This is a genomic window from Azospirillum endophyticum, assembly GCF_016595245.1.
GTDB lineage: Bacteria > Pseudomonadota > Alphaproteobacteria > Azospirillales > Azospirillaceae > Azospirillum > Azospirillum endophyticum.
Window position 1 is genome coordinate 379,390 of record NZ_JAENHM010000058.1, and the last position, 13,429, is coordinate 392,818.

General features: G+C 68.1%; 11 protein-coding genes. 8 read left to right on the forward strand and 3 right to left on the reverse strand.

Features of this window, described 5'->3' with window-relative positions; translation table 11 throughout:
* Positions 1-13 precede the first annotated feature (13 nt).
* Positions 14-898, reverse strand: a complete 885-nt coding sequence (locus JHL17_RS20145; RefSeq protein WP_200195758.1) for an SMP-30/gluconolactonase/LRE family protein — start codon at positions 896-898, stop codon at positions 14-16.
* 227 nt (positions 899-1,125) lie between these two features.
* Between JHL17_RS20145 and JHL17_RS20150 the strand changes: the two genes are divergently transcribed.
* The 7 genes from JHL17_RS20150 (at position 1,126) to JHL17_RS20180 (ending at position 11,254) form a co-directional block, all read left to right on the forward strand.
* Positions 1,126-2,118, forward strand: a complete 993-nt coding sequence (locus JHL17_RS20150) for a LysR substrate-binding domain-containing protein (protein ID WP_200195760.1) — start codon at positions 1,126-1,128, stop codon at positions 2,116-2,118.
* 186 nt (positions 2,119-2,304) lie between these two features.
* The gene (chvE, locus tag JHL17_RS20155) at positions 2,305-3,399 is read left to right on the forward strand and encodes a multiple monosaccharide ABC transporter substrate-binding protein (protein WP_247893672.1); all 1,095 of its coding nucleotides are present in this window, start codon (positions 2,305-2,307) and stop codon (positions 3,397-3,399) included.
* A gap of 83 nt (positions 3,400-3,482) precedes the next feature.
* The gene (gene mmsA, locus JHL17_RS20160; protein ID WP_200195762.1) at positions 3,483-5,078 is read left to right on the forward strand and encodes a multiple monosaccharide ABC transporter ATP-binding protein; all 1,596 of its coding nucleotides are present in this window, start codon (positions 3,483-3,485) and stop codon (positions 5,076-5,078) included.
* Positions 5,075-6,274, forward strand: a complete 1,200-nt coding sequence (gene mmsB / locus JHL17_RS20165; RefSeq protein WP_200195765.1) for a multiple monosaccharide ABC transporter permease — start codon at positions 5,075-5,077, stop codon at positions 6,272-6,274. Before mmsA ends, mmsB begins: the two co-directional genes overlap by 4 nt.
* A 48-nt stretch (positions 6,275-6,322) precedes the next feature.
* Entirely contained in the window at positions 6,323-7,276 is a 954-nt protein-coding gene (locus JHL17_RS20170) for a Gfo/Idh/MocA family protein (protein ID WP_200195766.1), read from the forward strand.
* Positions 7,277-7,315: 39 nt separating this feature from the next.
* Positions 7,316-9,328 (forward strand): methyl-accepting chemotaxis protein, encoded by a 2,013-nt coding sequence (locus JHL17_RS37710; protein WP_200195768.1) that lies wholly within the window; start codon positions 7,316-7,318, stop codon positions 9,326-9,328.
* 99 nt (positions 9,329-9,427) lie between these two features.
* A complete protein-coding gene (locus JHL17_RS20180; protein ID WP_200195770.1) occupies positions 9,428-11,254 on the forward strand; it encodes an IlvD/Edd family dehydratase in 1,827 nt (608 codons plus the stop codon).
* 100 nt (positions 11,255-11,354) lie between these two features.
* Here JHL17_RS20180 and JHL17_RS20185 read toward each other — a convergent pair whose 3' ends face one another.
* The gene (locus JHL17_RS20185; protein WP_200195771.1) at positions 11,355-11,975 is read right to left on the reverse strand and encodes a hypothetical protein; all 621 of its coding nucleotides are present in this window, start codon (positions 11,973-11,975) and stop codon (positions 11,355-11,357) included.
* Between the two features lie 110 nt (positions 11,976-12,085).
* The gene (locus JHL17_RS20190; RefSeq protein ID WP_200195773.1) at positions 12,086-13,087 is read right to left on the reverse strand and encodes a helix-turn-helix transcriptional regulator; all 1,002 of its coding nucleotides are present in this window, start codon (positions 13,085-13,087) and stop codon (positions 12,086-12,088) included.
* A gap of 72 nt (positions 13,088-13,159) precedes the next feature.
* Here JHL17_RS20190 and JHL17_RS20195 point away from each other — a divergent pair, with 72 nt between their 5' ends.
* On the forward strand, positions 13,160-13,363 hold the full coding sequence (locus tag JHL17_RS20195; protein ID WP_200195775.1) for a hypothetical protein: 204 nt from the start codon (positions 13,160-13,162) through the stop codon (positions 13,361-13,363).
* The last annotated feature ends 66 nt before the right edge of the window (positions 13,364-13,429 follow it).

A 13,429-nucleotide genomic window follows, 5' to 3' on the forward strand; every position in this document is an offset into this window, starting at 1 on the left:
TTTTGATCGGCAATCAGCGGGAAGAGGTTCCGAAGCGGCAGGGCGGCAGGCCGCGCACCCCCGGATCGCATTCGAACAGCGATCCTGCCAGCGGCTCGTCCTGCCGGCCGTGCGCCGCGGTGGTGATGAACAGCCGGTCGAGGTCCGGACCGGCGAAGACGCAGGAGGTGACGCGGGAGACCGGCAGCGCGATCGCGCGGTCCAGCGTGCCGTCGGGACGGAAGCGGCTGACCCGGGCGCCGTCCCAATGGGCGATCCACAGCCCGCCCTCGGCATCGCAGGTCATGCCGTCGGGATAGCCGTCCGCCTCGCCGAAGCGGATGTGGACGCGCTTGCCGGACAGGCTGCCGTCGGTGCCGATGTCGAAGGCATAGACCGTCCGCGCCGCGCTGTCGGTGTGGTAGATCGTCCGTCCGTCCGGTGCCGGCGCCGGCCCGTTGGCGACGGTATAGCCGTCATCGACCTTCGTGACCGTGCCATCGGCGTCGATGCGGTAGAAGCTGCCGGCCGGCGCCTCCTCCGCATCGTCCATGCTGCCGATCCACAGCCGGCCGTCGCGGTCGGCCTTGCCGTCGTTCAGCCGGTTGCCCGGCCTGTCCGGCTCGATCCGCGCGATCTCCTCGCCGACGGCGGCGGCCTGCCCCGGCTCCAGCCGCAGCCGGACCACCCGGCGCGAGCGCAACCCCGCGACGAAGCCGTCGCCGTAGGCGCTCTCCACCAGCCAGCAGGCGGCGTCATCCAGCTCCCACCCCGCCTGCGACCCGTCCGACAGGCCGTGGCGCAGGATGCGGGAACCGCGGATATCGACGAAATAGACGGCATCCTGCCGCGGAGACCAGAGCGGACCTTCCCCCAGCGACGCCCGGGCCTGCCAGACGCAACGCGCTTCCTGCGCCATGCCGCTTCACTCCCCCCTCATCTGCTCTTCTCGTCCCGGCCGGCAACTCCGTCGGCAACCGCGTCAACGGCCCCCGCCGACGGTCATTTTCAAAATTTGTTGACGGCGCAAACGATAAGAGGCCTCTTGATAATCGTCCAATACGAAGATCGGCGCTTGCGATACCAAATGTCGTATCTCGACATCTGCGGTCAAGGCGCCACCGCTCCATTCGGAGGCCGCAGTCCGTGACCCCCCAACGCTTTCCGCCGAACTGGTTCCAGAAGGCGCGGCTGAAGCTGCGCCATCTCCAGCTGTTCGCGGCGCTCGACGAACACCGCAACCTGCACCGCGCCGCCGCCAGCCTGAACATGTCGCAGCCCGCCGCCTCCAAGCTGCTGGGCGACCTTGAGGAGACGCTGGGGATCGAGCTGTTCGACCGCCACGGCCGCGGGATCGAGCCGAACTGGTACGGCAGCCTGATGATCCGCCATGCCCGGATGATCCTCAGCGAATTGCAGGAGACGGGCGAGGAGCTGAACGCCCTGCTCGCCGGCCACAGCGGCCGGGTGTCCATCGGCACGGTGATGGCCCCGGCGGTGGAGCTGGTGGTGCCGGTGATCAGCAGCCTGACCCGCGAGCATCCCAACCTGAAGGTCGCCGTGGCGGTGGAGACCAGCGACGTGCTGGCCGACCGGGTCCACCAGGGGGTGATGGATTTCGCCATCGGCCGCCTGCCCGGCCATTTCGACCCCATCGCCTTCGAGTATCAGGAGATCAGCAGCGAGGAGCTGTGCTTCATCTGCCATGACCGCAACCCGCTGCTCCGGCTCGGCCGCCCGCTGACCGCGGCGGATCTGTCCGACGCCACCTGGATCCTCCAGCCCGTCGGCACGCTGCTGCGCGACCGGGTCGAGGCGCTGTTCCGCGCCGAGGGCGCCCGGCTGCCCCACCGGGTGATCGAAAGCGCCTCTCCCGTCATCTCGATGGCGATGGTCGCCGAAACCGAGTCGATCACCGTCTTCGCCCGCGCCCTCGCCCAGGTGTTCTCGCCCAGCGGCTGCTGCGTGATCATGCCCTTCCACAAGCGGTTCAGCGTCGAACCCTACGGCATCTTCTGGCTGAAGGACCGCCCGCTGTCGCCGGGCGCCCGCACCGTGCTGTCAGCCGTGCGTGCGGCGTCGGAGTTCAAGATGCGCTTGGCGGCGGCGTCCACGACGCCCGCCTCCGCCCCCTCCTGATCGGCCCGGCGACTCTCGTCACGGTCGATACCGAAATGCATATCGATTTGCTGAATAATCGTATTTGACAGTTATGGGGAAACGGAGGATTGCTAGAGGCGCAAACCATCGCGTCCAACGCCATCCGCGCCACAGAACGCGGGGGCGGCGTATCGCGTGCCGTAGTAACGGGGAGGATTCCGGTCCATGTCGTCTCCTAAGCGTACTTCCTTCAGCTCCAAGCTGGCCGGCCTCGCCGTCGGCCTGATCTTCGCCGCCGGTGCCACCGGCGCCGTCCCGGCGATGGCCCAGGACAAGCCGACCGTCGGCATCGCCATGCCGACCAAGTCGTCGGCGCGCTGGATCGACGACGGCAACAACATGGTCAAGTATTTCCAGGAAAAGGGATACAAGACCGACCTGCAATATGCAGAGGACGACATCCCCAACCAGCTCGCCCAAATCGAGAACATGGTCACCAAGAACGACAAGGTTCTGGTGATCGCCGCCATCGACGGGACGACGCTGACCGACGTGCTGCAGAAGGCGGCCGAGCGCGGCGTAAAGGTCATCGCCTACGACCGCCTGATCCGCGGCTCGGCCAACGTCGACTACTACGCCACCTTCGACAACTTCCAGGTCGGCGTGCTCCAGGCCTCCTACATCGAGAAGGCGCTCGGCCTGAAGGACGGCAAGGGTCCGTTCAACATCGAGCTGTTCGGCGGCTCGCCCGACGACAACAACGCCTACTTCTTCTACAACGGCGCCATGTCGGTGCTGCAGCCCTACATCGACAGCGGCAAGCTGAAGGTGCAGAGCGGCCAGGTCGGCATGGACAAGGTGTCGACCCTGCGCTGGGACGGCGCCGTCGCCCAGGCCCGCATGGACAACCTGCTGAGCGCCTATTACAGCGGGAAGAAGGTCGACGCCGTGCTGTCGCCCTATGACGGGCTCAGCATCGGCATCATCTCGTCGCTGAAGGGCGTCGGCTACGGCACGGCGGCGCAGCCGATGCCGGTCGTCACCGGCCAGGACGCCGAGGTGCAGTCGGTCAAGTCGATCCTGGCGGGCGAGCAGCGCTCGACCGTCTTCAAGGACACCCGCGAACTGGCGAAGGTCACGGTGGGCATGGTCGACGACCTGCTGGCCGGCCGTACCCCGCAGGTCAACGACACCAAGACCTACGACAACGGCAAGAAGGTCGTGCCCTCCTATCTGCTGAAGCCGGTCAGCGTCGACGCCTCGAACTGGAAGCAGGTCCTGGTCGACGGCGGCTACTACAAGGAATCGCAGATCAAGTGAGTGAACGGCGCGGAAGCGGGGGCCATCCGGCATCCGCTTCCGCGCTCCGCCCAACGGCAGGCCGGGCGATCAGGGGTTTATCAATGGACAGCATTCTTGAGATGCGCGGCATCATCAAGACGTTTCCGGGCGTCAAGGCGCTCGACAACGTCAACCTCTCGGTCCGCGAGGGGGAGATCCACGCGCTGATCGGCGAGAACGGCGCCGGCAAGTCGACGCTGATGAAGGTGCTGAGCGGCGTCTACCCGCACGGCACCTACGAGGGCGAGATCCGCTTCGGCGGCCAGCCCATCGCCTTTCGCGGCATCGCCGACAGCGAGAAGCTGGGCATCATCATCATCCACCAGGAACTGGCCCTGGTCCCGCTGCTGTCGATCACCGAGAACCTGTTCCTCGGCAACGAGCAGGCGAAACGGGGCCGGATCGACTGGGTCGCCGCCACCGCCCGCGCGCGCGAGCTGCTGCGCATGGTCGGCCTGACCGATTCGCCCGAGACCCTGATCACCGACATCGGCGTCGGCAAGCAGCAGCTGGTCGAGATCGCCAAGGCGCTGTCCAAGCAGGTCAAGCTGCTGATCCTGGACGAGCCGACCGCCAGCCTGAACGAGAGCGACAGCGATGCCCTGCTGGCCCTGCTGCTGCGCTTCAAGGAACAGGGCATCTCGTCCATCCTGATCTCGCACAAGCTGAACGAGATCGCCAAGGTCGCCGACCGCGTCACCATCCTGCGCGACGGCAGCACAGTGGAGACGCTGGACTGCCACGACGGCCCGATCAGCCAGGACCGCATCATCAAGGGCATGGTCGGCCGCGACCTCGCCGACCGCTATCCGCGCCGCACCAGCAACCCGGGCGACATCCTGTTCCAGGTCAAGGGCTGGAGCGCCGACCACCCCATCCATCCCGGCCGCCGCGTCGTCAAGGACATCGACCTGCATGTCCGCCGGGGCGAGGTGGTGGGCATCGCCGGGCTGATGGGCGCCGGCCGCACCGAATTCGCCATGAGCCTGTTCGGCCGCTCCTACGGCCGCAACATCCGGGGCCAAGCCTTCCTCGGCGGACGCGAGATCGACGTGTCGACCATCCGCCGGGCGATGGACAGCGGCATCGCCTACGCCACCGAGGACCGCAAGCATTACGGCCTCGTGCTGGACAACGACATCCGCCACAACGTGACGCTGGCCAACCTGGACGGTGTCGCCAAGCGCGGCGTCATCCACCACGAGCGCGAGATCGAGATCGCCAACGATTTTCGCCGCCGCCTGCGCATCCGCTGTTCCGACGTGTTCCAGCAGACGGTCAACCTGTCCGGCGGCAACCAGCAGAAGGTGGTGCTCAGCAAATGGCTGTTCGCCGACCCGCAGGTGCTGATCCTGGACGAGCCGACCCGCGGCATCGACGTCGGCGCCAAATATGAGATCTACACCATCGTCAACCAGCTGGTGGCCGAAGGCCGCGGCGTCATCCTGATCTCCTCGGAACTGCCGGAGCTTCTGGGCGTCGCCGACCGCATCTACGTGATGAACGAAGGGGCGCTGGTCGCCGAGATGCCGGCGGCCGAGGCCAGCCAGGAAAAGATCATGCACGCCATCATGTCGTCCGCCTCGAAAGCCACGGCGGCGCGCGCCGCCGTGGCCGCCGCAGCCTTGAACACTGGTGCCCTGGAGTCCCTGCAATGAGCGCCGAACTGAACCTGCCGGCCGCGCCGCCGCGCCAGGCCTCGATGGCCAAGTTCCTGAAGAGCCACATGCGCGATTACGGCATGCTGATCTCGCTGCTGGCGATCGTGGCGTTCTTCCAGTACATGACCAACGGCACGCTGCTGCAGCCGCTGAACCTGACCAACCTCGTCCTGCAGAACAGCTACATCGTCATCATGGCGCTGGGCATGCTGCTGGTGATCGTCGCCGGGCACATCGACCTGTCGGTCGGCTCCATCGTCGGCTTCATCGGCGCGCTGGCCGCCATCCTGATGGTGCAGTTCCACTGGCACTTCATCCCCACCGCCATCGTCAGTCTGTTGGCGGGCGCCGCCATCGGCGCCGCCCAGGGCTATTGGGTCGCCTATTTCCGCATCCCGTCCTTCATCGTGACGCTGGCCGGCATGCTGGTGTTCCGCGGCCTCAGCCTCGCCCTGCTGGCCGGCCAGTCCGTCGGCCCCTTCCCGGTGGAGTTCCAGCGCCTCAGCTCCGGCTTCATCCCGGATTTCTTCGGCACCGAGGGCTTCCACACCACCACGCTGGTGCTGTGCCTGGCGACCCCGGCGATCATGATCGGCTTCAGCATCGCCGCCCGCCTCCGCCGCCACCGCTTCGCCATCGAACAGGAACCGCTGGTCCTGTTCGTGCTGAAGAGCGCCGGCCTGTTCGCGGTGGTCGCCTATGTCGGCTGGCTGCTGTCGACCTACAAGGGCCTGCCGAACGTCCTGATCATCATGGCGCTGCTGATCGGGCTCTACGCCTTCGTTACCCGCGACACCACCATCGGCCGGCGCATCTACGCGCTGGGCGGCAACGAGAAGGCGGCCAAGCTGTCGGGCATCGATACCCGCCGCCTGTCCTTCTACACCTTCGTCAACATGGGCGTCCTGGCAGCGCTGGCCGGCCTGATCTTCGCCGCCCGCCTCAACACCGCCACGCCGAAGGCCGGCGTCTCGTTCGAGCTGGACGTGATCGCCGCCTGCTTCATCGGCGGCGCCTCGGCCTCGGGCGGCGTCGGCCGGGTCACCGGCGCGGTGATCGGCGCCTTCATCATGGGCGTGATGAACAACGGCATGTCGATCGTCGGCATCGGCATCGACTGGCAGCAGGTCATCAAGGGTCTGGTGCTGCTCGCCGCCGTCTGCTTCGACGTCTACAACAAGGGCAAGGCCTGACGGCGGTCTTGTGACCGCCGCCGACCTTCCCCGACCGGACATATCGCCATGACGCTCCCCACCCTCGGACTTGTCGGTCTGGGAAAGATCGCCCGCGACCAGCATATCCCCGCCATCGCCGCCACCGGCCTGTTCAATCTGGCCGCCGTGGTCAGCCCGGACGGTGCCACGACGGATGGCGTGCCGAGCTTCCGCTCCCAGGCGGAGATGCTGGCGGCCCTGCCCGGCCTCGACGCCGTGGCGCTCTGCACCCCGCCCGCAATCCGCCACGGCCTGACGGTCGAGGCGCTGCGCGCCGGCAAACATGTGCTGATCGAGAAGCCGCCCGCCGCCACCCTGTCGGAGCTTCACGATCTGGTGGCGGAGGCGGAGACCGCGCGGCGCACCCTGTTCACCGCCTGGCATTCGCAGTTCAACCCGGCGGTCGAGGAAACCCGCCGCCGGCTGGCGGATGCCGACATCCGCAGCGTCGCCATCACCTGGAAGGAGGATGTCCGGCGCTGGCATCCCGGCCAGGACTGGATCTTCGCGGCCGGCGGCTTCGGCGTCTTCGATCCCGGCATCAACGCCCTGTCGATCCTGACCGACATCCTGCCGTCCCCGGTCTTCGTCCGTGCCGCCAACCTGCATGTCCCGGCCAACCGCGACACGCCGATCGCCGCGACGCTGGAGATGGGCGCCGCCCCCGGCTCCCGCATCGGCCGGGTGACCGCCGATTTCGACTTCCTCCAGCAGGGCGAGCAGACCTGGTCCATCGTCATCGAGACGGCGGACACCGACAAGGCCGACCGGCGCCTCGACCTCACCCATGGCGGCACCCGCCTGTTCGCGGACGGCGTGCCGGTGCTGGCCGAGCCCGACACCGAATACCAGCGCATCTACCGCCATTTCCACCGGCTGGTGACGGAGGGGACGAGCGACGTCGACGCCCGCCCGCTGTCGCTCGTTGCCGACGCCTGCATGGTCGGGCGCTGGCACCGCACCGCTTCCTTCGACTGGTAGAAGGTCCCGCCCGAGGGTCCGGCAACAGGGAGGTCCCGCATGTCCACCGCCACCGGCGTCAAAATCGGCACCCGCATCGGCCACCGGATCACCGCCGGCAGCGCCGGCATCCTGCTGTTCCTCGCCGCCGTCGCCTGGGTCGGCATCGGCAGCCTGTCGGAAACCGAGACGGTGGTGCGGACCTACGGCGATCTGGCCAAGCGCTCCAACGATCTCGGCCGCCTCCAGTCCCTGATGCTGGAGACCCGCCTCAAGGCCGCCGGCTTCCTGCTGAGCGGCCGCGACGAGGATGCCGACGGCGTGCGGGCGCTGCTGGACGAGGCCGCCCGCATCATCGGCGAAGGGGCCGGGACGATGGGCGATCCGGCGATGGCGAACACGGTCAATGCGATGGCCGAGCAGACCGGACGCTACCGGGTCGCCTTCTCCGAGGTGCAGGAGATGCAGGCGAAGCGGGCGGCCGCCCTGGCCGAGGAGGCCAGGCTGGGCTCGCGGCTGCGCACCATGCTCGACACCATCCTGGCCGACGCCCGCAAGTCCGGCAACGCCGAGCTGGTGATCCTCGCCAGCCAGACGATGGAACATGTGCTGTCCGCCCGCTTCGTCGCCATGCGCTTCCAGAAGGAGGGGTCGGCCGGTTTGGCCGCGGCGACGCGCAACGAACTGAAGAATGCCGTCCAGAAATGCGAGGCGATGACGAAGACCGCCAGCCCGCCGCCCCTCGCCGCCGCGCTGATCAAGACGCTCGCGGCCTACGGCAGCGAATTCGACCGTCTGGTGTCGGCGACGGAATCCCGTGACGAACTGGTCGGGGAGACCCTCGCCTCGCTCGGTTCGTCGATCGGCACGCAGGCCCGCGACCTGACCGACCAGGGCATCGCGACCGAGCGGACGCTGCGCACCGGCACGATGGCACAGCTCGGGGAGCAACGCCGGGCGATGGTCGCCGTCTCCGCCGCCGGGCTGATCCTCGGCCTCGCCGCCGCGCTGCTGATCGCCCGCAGCCTGTCGCGCCCGGTGGTCGCCATGACCGACGCCATGACCCGGCTGGCCGGCGGCGACCGCTCCGTCGCCATCCCCGGCCTCGACCGCCGCGACGAGATCGGCGGCATGGCGAAGGCGGTGCAGGTCTTTCAGGCCGGGCTGGTCGAGGCCGACCGCCTGGCCGCCGACAAGGCCGCCGAGCATCAGGCCCGCGTCCGCCGCGGCGAGCGCATCGACCGCCTGACGCAGGAGTTCGAGCGGACGGTGGAGAGCACGCTCGGCCGGGTCGCCGGCGCCGCCACCCAGCTCCAGTCCACGGCCCGGGCCATCCGGTCGACGACCGACGAGACCAGCCGGCTGGCCGGCGACGCCGTCCGCAGTTCCGGCGAGACCACCGGCAGCGTCGAGACGGTCGCCGCCGCCGCCGAGGAGCTGGCCGTCTCCATCGCCACCATCGGCCAGCATGTCGCCCATAGCACCCAGGTGACCGAACAGGCGGTCGGCATCGCCCGCGTCACCGACGGGACGGTGCGCAGCCTGACCGGCGTCGCCCGCCAGATCGGCGACGTGGTCCAGCTGATCAGCGGCATCGCCGCCCAGACCAACCTGCTGGCGCTGAACGCCACCATCGAGGCGGCGCGGGCCGGCGAGGCGGGGCGCGGCTTCGCCGTGGTGGCGAACGAGGTCAAGAGCCTCGCCGCCCAGACCGCGAAGGCGACCGAGGAGATCGAGGCCCAGATCGCCGCCGTCCAGCGCGTCAGCAGCGAGGCGGCCGGCGCCATCACCGAGATCACCAGGGTGATCGGCGAGGTCAACGAGGTCTCCGCCACCATCGCCGGCGCCATCGGCGAACAGCGGGCGGCGACCACCGAGATCAGCGGCAGCATCCAGCGCGCCGCCCGCGGCACCCAGGAGGTCCGCGACACCATCGCCGGCGTGACCCACGCCTTCCAGGCCACCAGCGACGCGTCGCGACAGGTCAGCTCGGCCGCCGACGGCCTGTCCGGCGAGGCCGGCGGCTTGCGCGGCTGCGTGTCCCGTTTCCTGGCGGAAATGCGCGCGGCCTGATACTCCAGACGCTGGCCCCGAAACGCACATCAACGAAACTCGCCCCCAACTCCGCGCCGGGCCGTCCGGTCCGCGCCCCAACCTGAAACCGGTGTCGATATGTCCGAGACGAAGCCCCCCTTCCCCGCCAACCCTTCCGATTCAGGGCGTCGGCTGCGCTCGCGCGCGTGGTTCGACAACCCCGCCAACCCCGACATGACGGCGCTGTATCTGGAGCGTTACCTGAATTTCGGCCTGACGCGGGAGGAGCTGCAGTCCGGCGCTCCGATCATCGGCATCGCCCAGACCGGATCCGACCTCAGCCCCTGCAACCGCCACCATCTGGTGCTGGCCGAACGGCTTCGTGAAGGCATCCGCACCGCCGGCGGCATCGCCATCGAGTTCCCGGTCCACCCGATCCAGGAGACCGGCAAGCGGCCGACCGCCTCGATCGACCGCAACTTGGCCTATCTCGGCCTCGTCGAGGTGCTGCACGGCTATCCGCTCGACGGCGTCGTGCTGACCATCGGCTGCGACAAGACCACCCCGGCCTGCCTGATGGCGGCGGCGACCGTCAACATCCCGGCCATCGCCCTGTCGGTCGGCCCGATGCTGAACGGCTGGTTCCGCGGCGAGCGCACCGGCTCGGGCACCATCGTCTGGAAGGCCCGCCAGTTGATGGCGGCCGGCGAGATCGACTATCAGGGCTTCATCGAGCTGGTGGCGTCGTCCGCCCCCTCGACCGGCTACTGCAACACGATGGGCACCGCCTCGACCATGAACTCGCTGGCGGAGGTGCTGGGCATGCAGCTTCCGGGCTCGGCCGCGATTCCCGCCCCCTACCGCGAGCGCCAGCAGGCCGCCTATGAGACCGGCAAGCGCATCGTCGAGATGGTGCACCAGGACATCAAGCCGTCGGACATCCTGACGCGCGACGCCTTCCTCAATGCCATCGTCGTCAACTCCGCCATCGGCGGCTCGACCAACGCGCCGATCCACATCAACGCCATCGCCAAGCACATCGGCGTGCCGCTGACGGTGGACGACTGGCAGACCCACGGGCTGGACGTGCCGCTGCTGGTCAACCTGCAGCCGGCCGGCGAATATCTGGGCGAGGACTTCCACCGCGCCGGCGGCGTGCCGGCGGTGGTCGGACAGCTGATGACCAAGGGCCTGATCCGCGAGGACGCCCCCAACGTCAACGGCCGCAGCATCGGCGAGAACTGCCGCAACACCGAGATCCTCGACACCCGCGTCATCCACCCGATCGACGATCCGCTGAAGATCAACGCCGGCTTCGTCGTGCTGCGCGGCAACCTGTTCAACGCCGCCATCATGAAGACCAGCGTGATCTCCGACGAGTTCCGCGAGCGCTACCTGTCCAACCCGCAGGATCCCGAGGCGTTCGAGGGCAAGGTCATGGTCTTCGACGGTCCGGAGGACTACCACCACCGCATCGACGACCCGTCGCTGGGCATCGACGCCTACACCATCCTGGTCATCCGCGGCGCCGGCCCGATCGGCTATCCCGGCGCGGCGGAGGTGGTGAACATGCGTCCGCCCGCCGACCTGATCAAGCAGGGCATCCATTCCCTGCCCTGCATCGGCGACGGCCGCCAGTCCGGCACCTCGGGCTCGCCGTCGATCCTCAACGCCTCGCCGGAGGCGGCGGCCAATGGCGGCCTCGCCCTGCTGCGCAGCGGCGACCGCGTGCGCATCGACCTGCGCCGCGGCAGCGCCGACATCCTGATCCCGGAAGCGGAGCTGGCCGACCGCCGCGCCGCCCTCGAAGCCGCCGGCGGCTACCCCGCCCCGCCGTCCCAGACCCCGTGGCAGGAAATCCAGCGCGGCATCGTCGACCAGCTCGACGAGGGCATGGTGCTGAAGCCGGCGGTCAAGTACCAGCGCGTGGCGCAGACCATGGGGATCCCGCGCGACAACCATTGACGGGGCGAAACCACCGACGGAGCGTCATGTGCGACGCCCCGTCGGTGCGGTGGCGACCGCCTTTGGCGGCGACGGTCGACCGGGCGGAAACCGCCGCCATTCAGTACCAGACGGTGCGGCTCTTGTTGTCCAGGGTGAAGGTGTTGCCGGTCGCCTTGTTGTTCTTCAGCACCGCACCGAACTCGTCCATGACCATGGAGCCTCCCGGCAGATCGACCATGACCGTCGAGATGGTGGTTTTCTTGCCTTTCCCGACATAGGACACCATGCCGCGATATCCTGTGACCCGAATGCGGGTGAATCCGAATTTGTCCTTGAGGACGCTGCAAAGCTGGCCGGCGAACGGCGCCTGTTCACTCGAGCGCTTCAGCTTGTGCCCGCCATCGGTGACACTGTCGCCGACATAGCCGCCCCAGCACACCAGCAGGCGCAGATCGCCGAAGCTTGTCGGCAAACCCTTCCCGAGGAGGAACTCGGCGAGATCTGCGGCCTTCATCGTGCTGCGCCGGGTTCCCCACAGATGGCCCTTCACGATCCCGACGATCTCAGAGCCGCTGGAATAGCGGCCATGGGCCAGGACATAGAGGATATCGTCACGCCCCAGGTCGGACAGTGTGCCGGCCCCGGGCTTCACCACTTCCGGCACCACCCCGCCGATGCGGAACTGCCCGGCACCGTGGATGAGATCCTCGTCATCGAACGGCACGCACATCTTATTCATTTCGAATTCCCCTTCCCTGCACGCCAGCGGCGATGATGCGAAACATCGCAAGGATGGTCGGGGCCGATCGTCACGGCAACGGCAGCACGTTGTGCGAAACCGGCGGTACGTTAGGAGAAAGCGTCGCCGCTCGGCGAAACGCCGAAACGGCGTTTGTAGGCATGACTGAAGCTGCTGACATGGGCATAGCCCATCAGATGCGCCACCTGCTTGACCGACAACTCGCCGGCGGCAAGCAGCAGCTTGGCCTGGTCCAGCCGCCACCGGCTCAGGCACTGGAACGGCGTGGCGCCGAACAGCTCGCGGAACAGTTCGTTCAGCCTGTGCTGCGACAGGCCGCTGTCCCTCGCCAGCACTTCCATCGAAGGCGGATTGCCGAGATCGGCCATGAGCCGGTCGCGGGCGGCGAGCGCGGCACGGCGGCTGCGTCCAAGCGCGCGTTCGGTCGAAGACGGATGTTCGGCCATTCCAGCGAAGGCTTCGGCCAGCCATTCGCATACCTTGGCCTCGACATAGAGTCCGGCCATGGTCCCCCGATAGGGGTTGGAACGGATCTGCTGCAACACGCCGCGAAGGGCCGGCGTCATCGCCACGTCGCCCACACAGGGGGTGAAGGCCCCCTTGCGCATTTCCTCGACCAGGGCGGGCGCATCCCACCCGTCGAGCATCTCCTCCAACCGGCCGAGCGACAGGACCAGCGTCATCACGTCGCTGGTGGCGCCGGTGAGATTCTCGTACTCCGCTCTGTCGTCGGTCGCGGCCAGACGGAGAAACCGCCAGCGGTCGAGGCGAGACCATGTCTCCGCGATACCCGGATAGCGCATCCGGTTGCTTCCGGCCCATTGGACGGAGAACATCAGGCTGGCCTGCGGCACGACCTGCCGCGTGGTGAAGACGACCTCCGCATGAGGATGCGTACGCACCTCCGACAGGCGCAGGCCGGCCCGTGACGAATGCTGCACGACCTCCGTCCAGCCCAAAGCGGCCGGCAGGGACGCCAGCTCGGCGGCTTGGCCGTCGGACGCCCGCCAACCGTAGGCGACCTGGAGGAAGGTCGGGGAAACCGCCTGGGCAAAGCCTGTGGGTTTTCGGGGCGTGGCATCCTGTCGCATCGGTGCCAACCTATCCGGTCGGCGTTCGAACTGCCATCCCTATCGCAGGAAACGCCGCCGGCGAACAGGCCGATGGAATATGGTGCGATCCGTCATCCGCCGGCGCATTGGAGTCGCGCAGCCGCCGGCGGCTACCCCGCCCCGCCGTCCCAGACCCCGTGGCGGGAAATCCAGCGCGGCATCGTCGACCAGCTCGACGAGGGCATGGTGCTGAAGCCGGCGGTCAAGTACCAGCGCGTGGCGCAGACCATGGGGATCCCGTGCGACAATCATTGATCTAGAGAGCCTCGATCAGGACGCCGCCCTTCCGAATTATGGGAGGGTGGCATTCCTCTATGTCTT